The sequence below is a fragment of the Rhodovulum bhavnagarense genome (genome assembly GCF_004343505.1).
Taxonomy (GTDB): Bacteria; Pseudomonadota; Alphaproteobacteria; order Rhodobacterales; family Rhodobacteraceae; genus Rhodovulum; species Rhodovulum bhavnagarense.
In genome coordinates, this window is sequence record NZ_SLXU01000001.1 from 500,122 (window position 1) to 516,155 (window position 16,034).

Annotated in this window: 17 protein-coding genes; 6 read left to right on the forward strand and 11 right to left on the reverse strand. The window is 63.7% G+C overall.

Annotated elements, in window-relative coordinates; translation table 11 throughout:
- From EV663_RS02565 to lptF, 3 genes are read right to left on the reverse strand one after another with little or no spacing between them, the layout of a single operon-like run.
- Window positions 1-2,166 (reverse strand): LPS-assembly protein LptD, encoded by a 2,166-nt coding sequence (locus tag EV663_RS02565; protein WP_132950183.1) that lies wholly within the window; start codon window positions 2,164-2,166, stop codon window positions 1-3.
- Window positions 2,166-3,266, reverse strand: coding sequence for an LPS export ABC transporter permease LptG (lptG, locus tag EV663_RS02570; protein ID WP_132950184.1), 1,101 nt, complete (start codon window positions 3,264-3,266; stop codon window positions 2,166-2,168). Before lptG ends, EV663_RS02565 begins: the two co-directional genes overlap by 1 nt.
- Window positions 3,263-4,381, reverse strand: coding sequence for an LPS export ABC transporter permease LptF (gene lptF, locus EV663_RS02575; protein ID WP_132950185.1), 1,119 nt, complete (start codon window positions 4,379-4,381; stop codon window positions 3,263-3,265). Before lptF ends, lptG begins: the two co-directional genes overlap by 4 nt.
- A 127-nt stretch (window positions 4,382-4,508) precedes the next feature.
- Between lptF and EV663_RS02580 the strand changes: the two genes are divergently transcribed.
- Together EV663_RS02580 and EV663_RS02585 are read left to right on the forward strand one after the other, a co-directional pair.
- The gene (locus tag EV663_RS02580; protein WP_132950186.1) at window positions 4,509-5,978 is read left to right on the forward strand and encodes a leucyl aminopeptidase; all 1,470 of its coding nucleotides are present in this window, start codon (window positions 4,509-4,511) and stop codon (window positions 5,976-5,978) included.
- Window positions 5,979-6,073: 95 nt separating this feature from the next.
- On the forward strand, window positions 6,074-6,529 hold the full coding sequence (locus EV663_RS02585; RefSeq protein ID WP_132950187.1) for a DNA polymerase III subunit chi: 456 nt from the start codon (window positions 6,074-6,076) through the stop codon (window positions 6,527-6,529).
- A 73-nt stretch (window positions 6,530-6,602) separates the two neighbouring features.
- Here EV663_RS02585 and EV663_RS02590 read toward each other — a convergent pair whose 3' ends face one another.
- Window positions 6,603-8,102 (reverse strand): CoA-acylating methylmalonate-semialdehyde dehydrogenase, encoded by a 1,500-nt coding sequence (locus tag EV663_RS02590; RefSeq protein WP_132950188.1) that lies wholly within the window; start codon window positions 8,100-8,102, stop codon window positions 6,603-6,605.
- A gap of 122 nt (window positions 8,103-8,224) precedes the next feature.
- Between EV663_RS02590 and EV663_RS02595 the strand changes: the two genes are divergently transcribed.
- Window positions 8,225-9,115, forward strand: a complete 891-nt coding sequence (locus EV663_RS02595) for a LysR family transcriptional regulator (RefSeq protein ID WP_132950189.1) — start codon at window positions 8,225-8,227, stop codon at window positions 9,113-9,115.
- A gap of 76 nt (window positions 9,116-9,191) precedes the next feature.
- On the forward strand, window positions 9,192-9,683 hold the full coding sequence (gene coaD, locus EV663_RS02600; protein WP_132950190.1) for a pantetheine-phosphate adenylyltransferase: 492 nt from the start codon (window positions 9,192-9,194) through the stop codon (window positions 9,681-9,683).
- Window positions 9,684-9,692: 9 nt separating this feature from the next.
- On the opposite strand, the gene EV663_RS15555 is transcribed toward coaD, so the two are convergent.
- Window positions 9,693-9,836 (reverse strand): hypothetical protein, encoded by a 144-nt coding sequence (locus EV663_RS15555; protein ID WP_165910111.1) that lies wholly within the window; start codon window positions 9,834-9,836, stop codon window positions 9,693-9,695.
- Between the two features lie 223 nt (window positions 9,837-10,059).
- On the opposite strand from EV663_RS15555, the gene EV663_RS02605 reads away from it, so the two are divergent.
- Window positions 10,060-10,548 carry a hypothetical protein gene (locus tag EV663_RS02605; protein ID WP_132950191.1) on the forward strand — a complete coding sequence of 163 codons (489 nt, stop codon included), beginning with the start codon at window positions 10,060-10,062 and terminating at the stop codon, window positions 10,546-10,548.
- Window positions 10,541-10,924 carry a cell division protein ZapA gene (locus tag EV663_RS02610; protein ID WP_132950192.1) on the forward strand — a complete coding sequence of 128 codons (384 nt, stop codon included), beginning with the start codon at window positions 10,541-10,543 and terminating at the stop codon, window positions 10,922-10,924. The genes EV663_RS02605 and EV663_RS02610 overlap by 8 nt, the downstream gene beginning before the upstream one ends.
- Here the strand turns inward: EV663_RS02610 and EV663_RS02615 are convergent.
- From EV663_RS02615 to EV663_RS02640, 6 genes are all read right to left on the reverse strand, one after another.
- Window positions 10,921-11,415 (reverse strand): hypothetical protein, encoded by a 495-nt coding sequence (locus EV663_RS02615; RefSeq protein ID WP_132950193.1) that lies wholly within the window; start codon window positions 11,413-11,415, stop codon window positions 10,921-10,923. The genes EV663_RS02610 and EV663_RS02615 overlap by 4 nt on opposite strands.
- Before the next feature lie 8 nt (window positions 11,416-11,423).
- Complete coding sequence (grxD, locus tag EV663_RS02620) at window positions 11,424-11,786, reverse strand: Grx4 family monothiol glutaredoxin (RefSeq protein ID WP_132950194.1); 363 nt, start codon at window positions 11,784-11,786, stop codon at window positions 11,424-11,426.
- Between the two features lie 5 nt (window positions 11,787-11,791).
- Window positions 11,792-12,034: a BolA/IbaG family iron-sulfur metabolism protein gene (locus tag EV663_RS02625; RefSeq protein WP_132950195.1), complete on the reverse strand. Its 243-nt coding sequence runs from the start codon at window positions 12,032-12,034 to the stop codon at window positions 11,792-11,794.
- A 62-nt stretch (window positions 12,035-12,096) separates the two neighbouring features.
- A complete protein-coding gene (locus EV663_RS02630; RefSeq protein ID WP_132950196.1) occupies window positions 12,097-12,579 on the reverse strand; it encodes a GNAT family N-acetyltransferase in 483 nt (160 codons plus the stop codon).
- A 13-nt stretch (window positions 12,580-12,592) separates the two neighbouring features.
- Window positions 12,593-14,752: a phosphoribosylformylglycinamidine synthase subunit PurL gene (gene purL / locus EV663_RS02635; protein WP_132950197.1), complete on the reverse strand. Its 2,160-nt coding sequence runs from the start codon at window positions 14,750-14,752 to the stop codon at window positions 12,593-12,595.
- Window positions 14,753-15,058: 306 nt separating this feature from the next.
- Entirely contained in the window at window positions 15,059-15,964 is a 906-nt protein-coding gene (locus tag EV663_RS02640) for a LysR family transcriptional regulator (protein ID WP_132950198.1), read from the reverse strand.
- Window positions 15,965-16,034: the final 70 nt, after the last annotated feature.

Consider the following 16,034-nt stretch of genomic DNA (forward strand, 5'->3'; position numbering starts at 1 on the left):
TCAGGGTGTGCAGCGCCGGGTATATTGGCCCGTGCCAGCCCCCGCGCCGAACCCGCCAAGCGAGACCGTCAGGCCGAAATCGGTTGATGGGTCCACAGTAGTGGATGAGGTAAAGCGGCGCGAGAGGGAAAGATCGACCGTGATGCACTCGTTGCGGTATTCAAGGCCCAAGCTCGCACTTGCGGTATCGCCTGCCACGAAATCATAGCGCCAGTCGGTCTTGCCGGTCCAGTTGTCGCGAAAACGATAGGCCGCGTCCAGCACCCATTCCGAGCGGTCCTCGGGGCGATTTTCCGCCAGGTTTGCCTCGGCCCAGAGAAGGCTTGAGCCAAGCTCCAGCCTGTCGGAAAACCAATCCACGCGCAGGTCGTTTCGCGTCACCCCATTCCCGTCCAGCAGCATGCGATTGGCGAGGATCAGGTTGCCTGGAAGGTCGAGTTCGACCGCGGCCAGCCAATCCGAGTGAAGACCATCAAGCCCCGAACCGGGGGCAAACTGGCCGAGGTCCGCCTCGCGCCAGACCCGCCCGACGAGCAGCGCCAGAGACCAGCCGGAGGGATCGTGCCGGGTCCAGCCAATACCAAGATTGGCACGCAGGCCCGCCTCGCGCGCGTCTTCTCCGGCAAAGCGCGTCAGGGAAAACAGGTTCGCGTCGTCGAACTCCACCAGCACGCTGTCCTCGTTCGGGATGGTGCCGTCATCCTCGCGGCTCCAGGCCAATTGTACGACCGGTTCCAGCACATGGATTGCGCCGTCGCGCCCGGTCCGCGCCAGGGGCCAGCGCAACTCGACCGCGGCGGCCGGCGTCAGCCGCGTGGTCTCACCTGCAAGCAGGACATCGTCGGCCACTTTGACATGGTCAAGCGACAGTTCGGCAAGCCCGCCCAGAACCAGCCCCGGACCGATGACGCGCCGTCCTTCCCAATCGACGACGGCCGAGATGCGGCCGATATCGATCCCCTGTCCATAGGGATCGCCGTCGCCAAAGGGGACGCCGAGTGGCAGGTCGAACGCATCCTCCGAGCTGCGCCAGGCCCCATGCGCCGACAGTGTCAGCCCCGCGATTCCCCCCAGCCCCCGCGGTACGAAGCGGCGCCGGTAGACGAGATCGCCTACCAGCGCGGGTATCGTGGCGTTGGTTTCGGAATCGCGCAATGTCTTGAAATGCACGATATCGGCCGTGATCAACTCGTCCCTCCGGGCGCGGGTCAGCGATAGCGCGCTATCCAGCCGGTCCTTGTCGGAATAGTCGTAATCCAGCAGGTAGGCCGAGTCGGAACTAGCCTCGATGTCATAGCTCAGCTTGAAATCTCGGGGCAGGTTGAACACGCCGTCCGCAAACAGGTAATAGCGCGTTTCTCCGTCCAGCAGGTCGTCGCGACTGATCGCGCCCTCGACGCGAAGATCGCCGCTTGCAAGCGCCTGACGGTAGCGCAATTCCAGCGTTCGGGTATTTCCGGTCGACAGGTATGGGGTAAGCGTGAGGTCTCGGTGCGGCCCGAGCTTGAGAAAGAAAGGTATCTTGAGCCCGGTGCCAAGCTGGTTGGTCGCGCGCAATTCGGGCACCAGAAACCCCGTGGCCCGCTTTAGCGTCGGATCGGGCAGGCGAAGGCGCGGCAGGTAAAAGACAGGCATGCCGGCAAGTTCGAGGCGTGCATGATCGAAATAGAGCTGTCTTTCTTCCTGGTCGTGGATGATCCGTCTGGCGCGGATCTGCCAAAGCGGAGTTTCCTGCATCGCGCAGACCCGGCAGGACGAGGCAACCGTCCGATCCAGCAGGGTGTATCGGCCGGCAACGCGCTGGATATCGGCGGCGGCGAGTTGCAACTGCTGGCGTAGAACCATCCTGGCAGAGTACAGGATTCCCTCGGTCAAATCGGTGGTTAGCGCAGCGCTATCGGCCAGCAATACCGTGTCCTTGCCGGTGATCAGAGCGATCGGTCCCTCGATGGACAGCGTTTCCGCGTTTCGGTCATAGACCAGGCGGGCGGCGCGCAGCCGGGTGCCCTTGTAGACGATCTCGACATCGCCTTCGGCCACGAGCGTGGACATATCGCCCACGCTGATCCGGTCTGCGACAAGTGTGGCGGGTTCTGGCATCTCCTGCCCGGTGACGGGCAGAGCCAGCGCGCAGAGCGCCGCCAACATGAGCAACAGCCGCCGCATCAACCGTCCTCCAGTTGCAGCAGCACGCCAAGCGACATCAGGATACCGGCGGCAGGCGGGCTCCATGCGGCCAGCACGACCGGGATCTGTCCGATCTCTCCCAGCACCTGCGCGAAGTTGCGCAGGAAGAACAGCCCAAGCCCCAGCCCGAGCGCCAGCATCACCATCGTCCCGGTGCGCCCGAACCGGGTGTGGCGCATGGTGAAACTGGCCCCCAGCAGAACCATCGCCGCAAGCAACGCAGGTTGTGCGATTTCCATGTGCAACCAGACCTGGTGCATTCGCGCCGAGAAACCCGCGCGTTGTAGCCCCTCGATAAAGCCAGGCAATTCCCAGACCGGGATCGCGGCAGGGCTGGCAAAGCTGTCCCTGATCCTTTCGCGGGTCAGATCAGAGGGCAGCGCAAGACGACCATGCAGGCCTGCCGCGGCCTCGGGGTTGGGAATGCCTGGGCCAAAATCCCAGCGTTTCGCATCCCGGATATCCCAGCCTTCGTCTGTCAGGGCGGCTCGGGCAGCCTCGATCCTCAGCCTCGGGCTGCCGTCGGGGGAAAAGCCAAGGAAGGTGACATCGGTGAATTCGGTGCCATCCGCGTTGGAGCGTGCGGCGCGGATCACCATCTGTCCGCGCGCACTTCCCTGTCTTAGCCACAGCCCCTCTGGGCTGACCGAAAGGACCGAGGCATCTGAGCGGGCATAGCGGTTGGACACGACGTCATATTTCTTGGCGGTCGCCGCGACGATCGGGTTGACAACCGCGACCGCGACCGTGCCCAGCACCAGCGCGGCCACCAGAGGCGCGGCAAGGCTGCGCAGGGCCGAGCGGCCCGCGGCGCGCGTGACCACCAGTTCCGAGGTGCGCGCGAGATCGAGAAACAGCGCCACCGTCGCCAGCAGGACGATCAGAGGCAAAAGCGCGTAAAGATCGCCTGGAACCTTGAGCGCCGAAAGGTGTAGCGCCTCTGCTGGCCCAATGACGCCGATCTCGAACCGGCGGAGCTGTTCGACCATGTCGATCAGCAAGAACAGGATCGCGAAAACGCCGCTCACCCCCAGAAACACGAGGGCGAACTTGCGCGCGAAATAGAGGTGTAAGGTCATGCCCGGGTCTCCCCCGGCAGGCGCCGCCGCCGGCCTGAGAGCGTGATCAGCAAGGCGCCCATCGCGATACCTAGGCCCGGTGCGAGGTAGCTGACCATCCACAGGCTTGCATCGCGCCTGGCCATATCGGCCGCAGAGTTGTCGACGAGGTGGACCCCGATCAACAGCACCACCGCCAGCGCGATCTGCCGTCCGACGCCAAACCGTGAAAACCCGCCCAGCAAGAGCGCCCCATAACCGATCAACGCCCCTGCCACTGCGAGAAGAGGTGCGGAAAAGCGGGCATGGGCCTCTTGCAGAGCTTCGGCGCGCGTCGCCCCGGTCGCCCGCAGCAAGGCGTGTGGCGGATCAAGAAGCGTAAGCGTGGACTGGACCCTGAGCCGCTGTGGCTGGGGTACGCGGGCGGCCAGCAGAGCGCCAATATCATAGGTGAAATCGTCAAAACCCGCAGTCGACAGACGCCGCGTCTCATGGATGAGGACCTGCGCCATTCCGTCGAACATTACCAGCTTGGGGCCGGTCTCGCTCTCGACGAGCAGGGCGCGCTTGGCGGTGTAGGTGGTACGCCGGTCCTCGCGCCGCGCATCCGACAGGAACATGTCGCGCAATTCGCCCGCCGGGGTAATTTCGCGGATGTAAAACGTGATGCCGGGGGCGGGGTGGAGGAACTGCCCTTCTGACATGAACCGGGCGGTGATATCGCGAGAAATCTCGTTGCTTCGCTCGGAAAGCTGGGCCTGGCTGGCCGGCACCAAGGCATGGGTCAGAACCGAGGCGATCAGCGCCACGATCGCCCCGAAGACCAGCACTGGCCGCGCGAGCCGCCAGGGGCCGCAGCCGACCGCCTGCATCACAACCAGTTCGCTTTCGTTGGTCAAGCGGTTCATCACCTGGATCGTCCCGGCAAAGGCGGCCAGCGGTAGAACCAGGCGGATTATATTGGGCAGGCCGAGCGCGGTGAATTCAAGGAATACAAGCGCCGATTGCCCGTCGCCGATCAGTTGTTCAAACAGTTTGACCGCCTGGTTGAGCCAGTAGATCGACACCAGGACAAGCGCGAAGAAGCTGAACAAGATGGTCAGCTGCGACAGCATATATCTGTCGAATCTGGGCACTTATCCCCCCAAGGATAGCGGTTTCGCGAGACACTAGAACAATCGGCAGTGGTCGAAAACTGCTATCTGGTCAAGTTCGGGACAGAACACTAGGTAGAGGGCAACCAACCGGAATACGGAGCCAGCCATGACCACGCCCATCGCCATCACCTTTGCCGAAACCGATCTAGACGCGATCCAGGCATCGCCGGGCCGGGTCGCGGTTCTGGTCGATGGCGAGGGGCGGCTTGATCCCGGTGCGCGGCGGGTCAATCGGCTCATGCGCGGGGCACTTGCGCGCTTTGTCGAAAGTGAGGCGTTTTCCAAGTTGAAACCGGGCGAGGCGGTCGCGCTGGCCTATCCGGCGGGCATGGCTGCGCAGGCAGTTGACGTGGTCAGGTTGGACCGGCGCCCCGCGCTGGACGAGGCCCGCAAGGCGGGCGCAGCACTGGCCCGTGCGCAGGGCAAGGCCGATCTCCTGGTGCTGGCCGGATCGAATTCCCGCGCCGGCGACATCGCCTTTGGCTTGGCATTGCGCGGCTACAGTTTCGATGCGCACAAGACCGGCGAAAAGGTCGTTCCGGGTGCCGTCAGGGTGATGGCCGCCAAGCCCGAAGAAATCGCGGCCAAGGCCGGTCCCATGGCGGCAGTGGCCGAAGGCGTGTTCTTTACGCGCGACCTTGTGAACGAGCCTGCGAACATCCTGACCACCGACGATTTCGCAGCGCGTCTGGCCGCGATGCAGGAACTGGGGCTGGAGGTCGAAATCCTCGAAGAGGAAGATCTGGCAAAGCTCGGGATGCGGGCGTTGTTGGCGGTGGGCCAAGGTTCGGAGAGCCCCTCCAAGGTCGTGGTGATGCAGTGGCGCGGCGGTCCGGCCGACCAGGCGCCACTGGCGCTGGTCGGAAAGGGCGTTGTGTTCGATACCGGCGGCATCTCGATCAAGCCCGCGCAAGGCATGGAAGAGATGACCATGGACATGGGCGGCGCCGGTGTCGTGGCCGGGGTGATGCGCGCGCTGGCGCTGCGCAAGGCACGGGCCAACGTGGTGGGGCTGGTCGGATTGGTAGAAAACATGCCCGACGGTCGCGCGCAGCGCCCCGGCGATGTCGTCAGGACGATGAAGGGCGACACGGTCGAGGTCATCAATACCGACGCCGAGGGCCGGTTGGTGCTGTGCGACGTTCTTTGGTACGCGCAGGAACGTTTTGCGCCGGCGGGGGTGATCGATCTTGCCACGCTGACCGGCGCGATCATCGTCGGGCTGGGGCACCACAATGCCGGTGTATTTTCCAACGACGACACGCTCTGCGCCGCGTTCCTCAAGGCCGCCGGGGCCGAGGGCGAAGGCGCATGGCGGATGCCGTTGGGCGCGGCCTATGATCGACAGCTTTCTTCGCAGATCGCCGATATGAAGAACGTGGGCGGGCGCAGCGCCGGCTCGATCACCGCCGCGCAGTTCCTGCAACGCTTCGTCAAGGAGGGGTGCCCCTGGATTCATCTCGACATCGCGGGTGTTGCCCGCGTGAGCGAGGAGACGACGCTGGCGCCCAAGGGGGCGACAGGCTGGGGCGTGCTGGCCCTGAACCGCCTCGTGGCGGAACGATTCGAGATGTGATGTACTGGCGACCCGGTGCGTCCACGCGTGGTATGGCTCTCCGCCTGGCCATGCCGAATTCGTTCCGCTGATCCGTCACCGCAAGGATGCTGCCCATGGGCACCGCGCTGTTCTATCACCTGACCCGCCGCCCGCTTGAAGCGACCCTGCCAGTGCTTTTGGAGAAATCCCTTGCGGCAGGTTGGCGCGTGGCGGTGCGGGGAACGGATGAGAACCGGCTGGATTGGCTGGACGAGCGCCTCTGGATGGACGACGGGTTCCTGCCGCACGGCCGGGCGGGCACTGGTTTCGATGCCGATCAGCCCATTTTGCTCACCACCGGGCCGGAAATGTCTAATGATCCGGTCTGCCTGATGGCCATTGACGGAGCAGAGATCGAGCCAGAGCTGGCCAGGACGCTGGAGCGGGTCTGTATCCTGTTCGACGGTAACGATCCCGTGGCGCTGGACGATGCCCGTGCCCAATGGCGGGCGCTGACGGGTGCGGGAATCACTGCGCAATACTGGTCAGAGGAGTCGGGGCGCTGGGAAAAGAAGGCGGAAAGCGCCTGAGCCCCGCTATAGCAAGCCCCGCGAACCTTGCGATTCGCGGGGCTCCCTCCTCCCTGGAGGTGCAGATGGATACTTAGTCCATCTGCTTGAAGTGAAACTCGCCGCCCTCTTTCAGGCCCGATGGCCAGCGCGAGGTCACCGTCTTTGTCCGCGTGTAGAAACGGAAGGCGTCGGTGCCATGCTGGTTCAGATCGCCAAAGCCCGATTTTTTCCAGCCGCCAAAGGTGTGATAGGCAAGCGGCACCGGGATCGGCACGTTGATGCCGATCATGCCCACGTTGACCCGGGCAGCGAAATCGCGCGCGGTGTCGCCGTCGCGGGTGAAGATCGCGGTGCCGTTGCCGTATTCGTGGTCCATGGCGTAGCCAAGGGCCTCTTCGTAGGTCTGGGCGCGCACGGTAGACAGCACCGGGCCGAAAATCTCCTGCTTGTAGATCTCCATATCGGTCGTCACCTTGTCGAACAGGGTGGGGCCGACGAAATAGCCGCTTTCATAGCCCTGCAGCGTGAAGCCGCGGCCGTCCATGACCAGCTTGGCGCCCTGTTCCACGCCGCTGTCGATCAGGCCCAGGACGCGTTCGCGGGCCTGCGCGGTGACCAGCGGGCCGTAATCCACGTCATTGCCCGAGGTATAGGGGCCGACCTTCAGCTTTTCGATGCGCGGCACCAGCTTTTCGATCAGGCGGTCGGCGGTCTCGTCGCCCACGGGTACCGCGACCGAGATCGCCATGCAGCGTTCGCCCGCCGCGCCATAGCCAGCACCCACCAGCGCGTCGGCGGCCTGGTCCATGTCGGCGTCGGGCATGATGATCATGTGGTTCTTGGCCCCGCCGAAACATTGCACGCGCTTGCCGTTGGAACAGCCGCGCCCGTAGATGTATTCGGCGATGGGGGTGGAACCGACGAAACCGATCGCCTGGATCGTGGGGTTGTCGAGGATGGCGTCGACTGCCTCCTTGTCGCCGTTGACGACCTGAAGGATTCCGTCGGGCAGGCCGGCCTCTTTCAACAATTCGGCCAGCATCAAGGGCACGGACGGGTCGCGTTCACTGGGTTTCAGGATAAAGGCGTTCCCGCAGGCCAGCGCCGGGCCCATCTTCCACATCGGGATCATGGCAGGAAAGTTGAACGGCGTGATGCCCGCGACCACGCCCAGCGGCTGGCGCATCGAATACATGTCGATGCCGGGGCCGGCGCTGTCGGTGAACTCGCCCTTCAGAAGGTGCGGGGCGCCGATGCAGAACTCGATCACCTCGAGGCCGCGTTGCACGTCGCCCCTGGCGTCGGGGATGGTCTTGCCATGTTCCGCGGACAGCGCCTCGGCCAGCTTGTCCATGTCGCGATTCAGAAGCCGGACAAATTCCATCATCACCCGTGCCCGGCGCTGGGGGTTGGTGGCGCCCCAGGCGGGCTGGGCGGCCGCAGCGGCGGCAACGGCAGCATCAAGCTCGGCACCGGAGGCCAATGCCACGCGCGCCTGAACCTCGCCCAGCGCGGGGTTCATCACGTCGACAAAACGCCCCGATTGGCCTGCCACATGTTGGCCGTTGATGAAATGGCCCAGCTGTTTCATTCGTGTTCTCCCGGTCGTTCCCTTGCCCCCTAGGGCTGTCGCGATAAGGATAGCCTTGCAAAATTGCGGAGTGAAGCGGCAGTTTTCCAAAAGTGTTTTGCAAAAATGACAGGATAGGGCCGATGAACTGGGACGACATGCGCCTGTTTCTTGCGGTAGCACGTACCGAAAGCCTGACAGCCGCCGGCAAGGCGCTGCGGTTGGACCCGGCCACGCTCGGGCGGCGTATCTCTCGGCTTGAGGATGTATTGGGGTGCGTGCTTTTTGTTCGGTCGCCGCGCGGTTACGGCATGACCGAGGCGGGAGAACGCCTGATGCTGCGTGCCGTGCAGGCCGAACAGGCGTTGAACGAGGGCATGGAGGATTTGCGCGGGCAGGAAGGGCAGTTGACAGGCTCTGTCCGCATCGGGGCGCCCGACGGGGTAGCGAATTTCCTGTTGCCGCAGGTTACGGCCGCGATTTGCGACGCCAATCCGGGACTTGAGGTGCAAATCGTGGCACAGCCGCGGATCTTCAACCTGTCACGTCGCGAGGCGGACATGGCGATTGCCGTCAGTCCGCCCAAGACAGGGCGCCTGAGCGTTCAGAGAATCACCGATTACCGTCTGCATCTTGCGGCGCATCGCGAATATCTTGCGCGCCATCCACCGATCCGCTCGTTGGCCGATGTCAGCGGGCACAGGATCGTGGGCTATATCCCTGACATGATTTTCGACAGCGAACTGGACTACCTGTCAGAGATCGGCGCCGAGCGGGTTGCGCTGGCGTCGAATTCGGTGGCGGTGCAATTGAACTGGCTGCGCGCGGGCGCGGGCCTGGGGATCGTGCATGATTTTGCAATGCCGTTTGCCGAGGGTGTGCAAAAGGTATTGCCCGAGGCGGTGCAGTTACGGCGTCGTTTCTATCTCGTGCGCTACGGGGATGATCGCAAGATCGCGCGGCTGTCGCGCTTCGCCGGACTGCTGGCCGAGGGGGTGCGGGCGGAACTGGCGCGGCTGGAGGCGCTGGCCTGAATGGCAAGGACATGCTGCGCTTGCAAAATCGCGCGCAATATAGTTGCGTGCGCCAGAACCACCGCAGGAGGGTTTCATGCGCATCGGTCTTTACCCTGGCACGTTCGACCCGGTCACCTTGGGCCATGTCGACATCATTACCCGCGCCTGCGCGCTGGTTGACAGGCTGGTGATCGGCGTCGCGATCAACCGCGACAAGGGGCCGCTTTTCAGCCTGGAAGAGCGTGTCGAGATGGTCGAGGCAGAATGTCGCAACTTGGGCCAGAAGACCGGGACCGAGATCGTCGCGCATCCTTTCGATAACCTGTTGATCGACTGTGCCCGCGATGTGGGCGCCACGATGATCGTGCGGGGTCTGCGCGCGGTTGCCGATTTCGAGTACGAATTCCAGATGGTCGGCATGAACCGCGCGCTGGATGCCTCGATCGAGACGGTATTCCTGATGGCCGATGCAAGGCGACAGGCAATTGCATCCAAACTGGTCAAGGAAATCGCGCGGTTGGGCGGCGATGTGTCCAGCTTTGTCACGCCCCATGTACGCGACAGGCTGGTGGCAAAGTTCAGCTAGGCTGTCAGCCTAGCGCCAGAACGCCATGTATTCGATCAGGTCGGCAAGCTTTCGCGCCAGAAAGACCGAACCGGAAAATCCATTGAACAGGTAATCGATGGCAAAGGCCAGGGCGATGGACCCAAGCAGGATGATCGAGGTCGTGTTGTTCATTCCTGTTTCCCGCCGGTTTCGCATGGCCAGAACATGGCGCGCTCGGGCCCCGCAGGCATAGCAGCCCTGCCAGCGGACTCAAGCTTGCCCGGTAAGCCCTTGACCGCAAAGGGGGGCGCATTCCCTCGGGGCTTCGGATAAAATTAGTGCAATGCTTCGCATGTCCGATTCGCAGTTCGGGCCGACGGGGTGGGGTAAACGGTAGGCCGGGGAACAGGCAGCGATGAGCGATATTTCCGAACTGGAACGGCGGATCACCGCCGCGCTGGAGCGCATAGGGGCAGGGCTTGACGGGCTGGAGCGGATCGTGCCCGACCGCCCCGACGCCGCCGAACAAGAGGCGCTGCGCGAAGCGCTGGAGGCCGAGCGGACGGCCAATGCCCAGCTCAACGAACGCGTCAAGGCGATCCGGGAACGCCAGGAAAGCCATGTCGAGCGGCTTGAGGCACGGGCCGCCGAGATGAAACAGCGCGTCGAGACGCTTGAGGCCGAGATTGACCAGTTGCGCGCCGTGAACGCCCGCCTGCGCGAGACCAGCACGGCATTGCGCGCGGCCAATGCCGAGGGCCTGGGGGATGCGCAGGCGATCGACGCCGCCATGCAGGCCGAACTTGATGCGTTGAATGCGCTGCGGGCGGGCGACCGGGCCGAGCTTGAGGCGATCCTCGCAGAGATCGCGCCGCTGGCAGAAAAGGGAGAGGCCGATGCCTAACGTCGAGATCGAGATCGGCGGCCGTACCTATGAGGTCGCCTGCAAGCAAGGCGAGGAATCCTATCTTCAGGCTGCGGCCAAGGCGCTGAATACCGAGGCCTCGGCCCTGGTTTCCCAGATCGGCCGGTTGCCAGAGGCGCGGATGCTGCTGATGGCGGGTCTGATGCTGGCCGACAGGACCGTCTCTCTGCAAGAGCGGGTTTCCGCGGCAGAGGCTCGGCTGGCCGAGTTGGAAAATATCCCGGCCCCCAAGCCCGAGAGGGTAGAGGTGCCGGTCATCCCGCGCGCCGTGACCGACAGCCTTGCAGAACTGGCAGCCCGTACCGAGGCGTTGGCCGAGCAGGTGGATGAAAAGCTGCGTTCCGAGGAAACCTAGCGCCGCAGCACCGTGATGAGTGCTTCAAGTGCCCGGCGCAGGGGATTGGGCGCGGTGATGTCACCCGGCTGTGGGTAATAGAACAGCCGTCCTGTTTCCACGTCTTCGACATACCCATCCATGCCATAGGCCAGCGGAAACAGCACGCTACGCGCCATCGTGGTGGCTGGAAGGAAGGGAGGGGCGCCCAATGCGTCGTAAATTTCCAGCCGCGCGGTACAACCGGCAAGCCGTTCGGCAAGGCGTGGCGGTACATCGGAAGGCAGGCGACGGGCCAGCGCATCCGCATCTGCGGCCACTTGAGGATCACGCGCGATTTCCAGCGCGGCGGAGACGGGGCCGCGCAAATCGAGCTGAGCAACCCAGCCTTCGGTGTGGCGGTGCTGCGCGGACCTCACCTCGCATGCGAGTGGCCCGCGCAGATAGCGGGCCACTCGATCAAGGCTCAACTCATGCCCGGTCGGGCCGTACCAAAGGCGCGCGCGCAGCATGGCTAACCTCAGCCGTTGGCAGCACGGATTTTTTCGGCAGCTTCCTTGTCATAGGCGACGCCCTTGTCGTCGAAAAGCTTGTCCAACTCGCCCGACAGGGTCATCTCGGTGATAATATCGCACCCGCCTACGAATTCGCCCTTGACGTAAAGCTGCGGAATCGTTGGCCAGTCAGAGAAATCCTTGATCCCTTGGCGAATATCCTCGTTTTCGAGAACATTCACATCCCTGAAGGCGACCCCCATGAAGCCGAGCACACTGGCGACGCGGCTGGAAAAGCCGCACATCGGTGCGCTGGCGGTACCTTTCATGAAAAGCACGACATCGTTGTTCTCGATGGTTTGTTTGATCTGCGTTTCGGCGTCGGACATAGGGATCACTCCGGGGCTTTGGTGGTCAGGGCAAGCGCATGGAGTGCCGCGTCGGCACCATCCATCTGCTCTTTCAGCGCGGCGTAAACTGCGCGCTGTTGCTGTACGCGGTTCATGCCGCGAAAGCCTTCGTCGATCACCTCGGCGGCGTAATGGTTCCCGTCGCCGGCGATGTCGGTAATTGTGATCTGCGCATCTGGGAATTTTGCGCGGATAAGGGATTCGATGTCTTCGGGCGCAATGGCCATTTGCGTGCGTCCTTCCTGTTGCCTCTCAAGATGTAAGGGAGGGTCGGGGCAGGGGCAAGCGGTCAGCGCCGCCACTCTTCGCGCAGCAGGCCATAAAGCATGAGATCGGCGATATCCCCAGCCGGCCGACCCCAGTGGCGGCGCAACGTCCCCTCGTGGACGAACCCTGCCCGTGCATATGTTTTCTGTGCGCGCAGGTTGTCACCGGCAACGTCCAGCCAGATCCGCCGTGCCCCAAGCCTGTCGAAGCCGTGGGCGATCAACGCCCGCAGTAACGGTTTGCCCATGCCCGTGTCCGGCGAGGCCAGTGCCAGGCGGCGCAGTTCCACCCGGCCCGCGGGATTTCCAATCTCGGCGAACAGGGCAAAGCCCTGCGCCGCGCCGTCCTGTTCCCAGATCACCAGATCGCGGTCGGGGGCGGCGATATGCGCGGCCAGTGCCGCGTCATCCTCGTCGAGGATGAAGCGCGCGTTTTCCGGCCGCGCCGCGATGGCGTGGATGAAAGGAAAGTCGTCGCGCCTTGCTGGGCGGATGGAACCGGTCATTGGCCCCGCGCTATCATCCGAGCGCGGCGGCGAAGGCGGTCCGGTAGCTGTCAGACAATTCGGCGAGCGGGGCCGCACTTCCGCCGAAGCTGACCATGTCGCCGCCGAACCGGCCGATGGTGGTCAGCGGCACGCCCGCCTTGCCCGCCTCGACCATAAGCGCCTCGGCCGCATCGAAGGTCGTCGCGACCAGGTAACGGGCCTGGTCCTCGCCGAACAGGCTGGGCGTATCGCTGGCATCCAGCGTGATGCCGATCCCAGCGGCCTCGGCCATCTCGAAGGCCGCCAGCGCGAGACCGCCATCCGCAAGGTCGGTCGCCGCCGCGATCAAGTGCCGGTTGGCGCGCAGGAATTCGCCGTTTCGCCGTTCGGCGGCAAGATCGACATGGGGCGCGTCCCCGTCTTCGCGGTTGAACACCTCCGCCAATAGTGCGGACTGGCCCAGATGCCCGGCGCTTTCCCCGATCAGCAGCGCCAGGTGGCCCTCCTCGGGCAGGCCCGAGATCAGGTCGTCGAGATGGGTCAACAACCCGACTGCGCCGATTGTGGGCGTGGGCAGGATCGGGGCGCCGTCCGTTTCATTGTAAAGCGACACGTTGCCCGACACGATCGGCATGTCCAGCGCTGAACAGGCCGCGCCGATGCCCTGGATCGCGCCGACGAACTGGCCCATGATTTCCGGTTTCTCGGGATTGCCGAAATTCATGTTGTCGGTGGTGGCCAGCGGTTTCGCCCCTACCGCGCAGAGGTTGCGATACGCCTCGGCCACGGCCTGCTTGCCGCCCTCGACGGGGTTGGCGCGCACGTAACGCGGCGTCACGTCCGAGGTGAAGGCCAGCGCCTTGTCGGTCCCGTGCACCCGGATAACGCCCGCGCCCAGGCCGGGACGGCGGACCGTGTCGCCCATCACCTGGGTGTCGTATTGTTCATAGACCCAGTGTTTCGCGGCGTAGTTCGGGCTGGAAATCAGCGCCTTCAGCCCGTCTATGGGATCGATTCCCGGCACGTCGTCCATCGTGGGGGCAGGGGAAGTTTCGACCCAGGGGCGATCGTATTCGGGGGCCGATGAGGCGAGTTTCGACAGCGGCAGGTCAGCCCAGCATTTGCCCTGGTGCATGATCACGAAACGATCTTCTGGCAGGGTCTCACCGACGATGGCGAAATCCAGGTCCCACTTTTCAAAGATCGCGCGTGCCTCGGCCTCTTTCTCGGGACGCAGGACCATGAGCATCCGTTCCTGGCTTTCGGACAGCATCATTTCATAGGCGGTCATCGCGGTTTCGCGCTGGGGCACGGCGTCGAGATCGAGCCGGATGCCCAGGCCGCCCTTGTCGCCCATCTCGACGGCCGAACAGGTCAGCCCCGCGGCGCCCATGTCCTGAATGGAAATCACGGCACCCGAGGCCATGAGTTCGAGGCAGGCCTCCATCAATCGCTTCTCGGTAAAGGGGTCGCCGACCTGCACCGTGGGACGTTTCTCCTCGATGCCCTCGTCGAATTCAGCGCTGGCCATGGTTGCCCCGCCAACGCCGTCGCGGCCCGTCTTGGCGCCGAGATAGACGACCGGCATGCCGACGCCGCTGGCGGCCGAGTAGAAGATCTTGTCCGCATCTGCCAAACCGGCGGCGAAGGCATTCACCAGGCAGTTGCCATTATAGGCGGGATGAAAACGCACCTCGCCGCCCACGGTCGGCACGCCGAAACAGTTGCCGTAGCCGCCCACGCCCTCGACCACGCCATGCACCAGTTGCCGCGTCTTGGGGTGATCGACCTGACCGAAGCTGAGAGCGTTCATCGCCGCGATGGGCCGCGCGCCCATGGTAAAGACGTCGCGCAGGATGCCGCCCACGCCGGTCGCCGCGCCCTGGTAGGGCTCGATGTAGCTGGGGTGGTTATGGCTCTCCATCTTGAACACCACCGCCTGGCCGTCGCCGATATCCACCACGCCCGCGTTTTCGCCGGGCCCACAGATCACCTGGGGGCCCTCCGTCGGCAGGGTGCGCAGCCATTTCTTCGACGATTTGTAGGAACAATGCTCGTTCCACATCGCCGAAAAGATGCCCAACTCGGTAAAGGTCGGCGCCCGGTTCAACAGCCGCAGGATCTCGGCATATTCGTCGGGCTTGAGGCCGTGGGCTGCAATCAGGTCCTCGGTGATCTCGGGCTCGGTCATGGTCGGGTCGACTCCTCGGCTGGATGGGCCCCGTTTAACGGGTAAGTGGCCGGGACGAAAGAGACCAGCGCAGTCCAGCATCGCGCATCGAATACCGCGCCAAACGATGATGGCCATCTGGCGGCACGCGGCCGATTGCGGTGCGAACAAAAAAAGGCCGAGCAGAGCTCGGCCCAAGTCCAACAGGGAGGTAAAGACGAAAACGCTGCTTTCGCCTTCGTGACGTCAATTATGCCTCAGGATTAGGCGGTTCAATACAAAAACATTCGGAACTCGAACATGCCCGTTATGCGTGTGACACATATCTCACATTTCGAGGCCGTCTTTTTGCCGCTGGCGCTGTTCGGTGATCTGTTCGAGGATGAACTCACGGAATGCGGCAATGCGGCGCGATGCGCGCAACTCTTCGGGATAGGCGAGGTAGACGGGAACCTCGTTCGATTCCACGCCATCAAGCACGCGCACGAGCTGCGGATGGTCTTCGGTCACGTAATCGGGCAGCACCCCGATGCCAAGCCCGTTCAACGTCGCCTGAAGCACGCCGAAATAGTTGTTCACGGTTAGCGTCGAACGGATCGAATGCGTCATCAGTTCATGCACCAGGCGCGCGCCGGCGCTGACTTGTGTCGAGGTGGTATTCTGACAAATCAACCGATGCGGGGCGAGGTCATCCATTGTTTCCGGTGTGCCATGGGCGTCCAGATAGGATTGCACCGCGTAAAGCCGCATTCTGACGGTCATCAGGCGAAGTCGGACAAGGTCGGCCTGGCTGGGTTCTTTCATGCGGATGGCGACATCTGCCTCACGCATCGGCAGGTCGAGTACTTTTTCCTCAAGCATCAGATCGATCTTGAGATCGGGGTAGCGCCGATAAAGAAGCGGCAGGCGCTTGGCCAGCCAAAGCGAGCCGAACCCGGTGGTGGTTGTCACCCGCAGATCGCCGAATACTTCTTCCACACTGTCGCGAATGCGCGCGACGGCCGCATCCAGCCGCTTGTTCATCGCCGTGGTGGCGTCGAACAGCAGTTCGCCCTGTTCGGTCAGGATCAGCCCGCGGGCGTGCCGGTGAAACAGCGTGGTGCCCAAGCTTTCCTCAAGCGCGCGAATCTGCCGTGAAACGGCCGATTGCGACAGGTTCAACGTTTCGCCCGCATGGGTCAGGCTACCCGCATCCGCGACGGCGTGGAAAATTCTCAGCTTGTCCCAGTCCATGGCCTTGATCCTAACCGATCGCCGATCCGTCCGAAACCGATACCGTTCCGTCCTAGCGGTCGGGCCTTGG

Coding starts and splice junctions, on each gene's coding strand:
- EV663_RS02640 (WP_132950198.1), bottom strand. CDS start 15,964: ATGGACTGGGACAAGCTGAGAATTTTCCACGCCGTCGCGGATGCGGGT.
- EV663_RS02615 (WP_132950193.1), bottom strand. CDS start 11,415: ATGCTGCGCGCGCGCCTTTGGTACGGCCCGACCGGGCATGAGTTGAGC.
- EV663_RS15555 (WP_165910111.1), bottom strand. CDS start 9,836: ATGAACAACACGACCTCGATCATCCTGCTTGGGTCCATCGCCCTGGCC.
- EV663_RS02595 (WP_132950189.1), top strand. CDS start 8,225: ATGAACTGGGACGACATGCGCCTGTTTCTTGCGGTAGCACGTACCGAA.
- lptG (WP_132950184.1), bottom strand. CDS start 3,266: ATGACCTTACACCTCTATTTCGCGCGCAAGTTCGCCCTCGTGTTTCTG.
- EV663_RS02610 (WP_132950192.1), top strand. CDS start 10,541: ATGCCTAACGTCGAGATCGAGATCGGCGGCCGTACCTATGAGGTCGCC.
- EV663_RS02565 (WP_132950183.1), bottom strand. CDS start 2,166: ATGCGGCGGCTGTTGCTCATGTTGGCGGCGCTCTGCGCGCTGGCTCTG.
- purL (WP_132950197.1), bottom strand. CDS start 14,752: ATGACCGAGCCCGAGATCACCGAGGACCTGATTGCAGCCCACGGCCTC.
- EV663_RS02585 (WP_132950187.1), top strand. CDS start 6,074: ATGGGCACCGCGCTGTTCTATCACCTGACCCGCCGCCCGCTTGAAGCG.
- EV663_RS02630 (WP_132950196.1), bottom strand. CDS start 12,579: ATGACCGGTTCCATCCGCCCAGCAAGGCGCGACGACTTTCCTTTCATC.
- grxD (WP_132950194.1), bottom strand. CDS start 11,786: ATGTCCGACGCCGAAACGCAGATCAAACAAACCATCGAGAACAACGAT.
- EV663_RS02580 (WP_132950186.1), top strand. CDS start 4,509: ATGACCACGCCCATCGCCATCACCTTTGCCGAAACCGATCTAGACGCG.
- coaD (WP_132950190.1), top strand. CDS start 9,192: ATGCGCATCGGTCTTTACCCTGGCACGTTCGACCCGGTCACCTTGGGC.
- EV663_RS02625 (WP_132950195.1), bottom strand. CDS start 12,034: ATGGCCATTGCGCCCGAAGACATCGAATCCCTTATCCGCGCAAAATTC.
- EV663_RS02605 (WP_132950191.1), top strand. CDS start 10,060: ATGAGCGATATTTCCGAACTGGAACGGCGGATCACCGCCGCGCTGGAG.
- EV663_RS02590 (WP_132950188.1), bottom strand. CDS start 8,102: ATGAAACAGCTGGGCCATTTCATCAACGGCCAACATGTGGCAGGCCAA.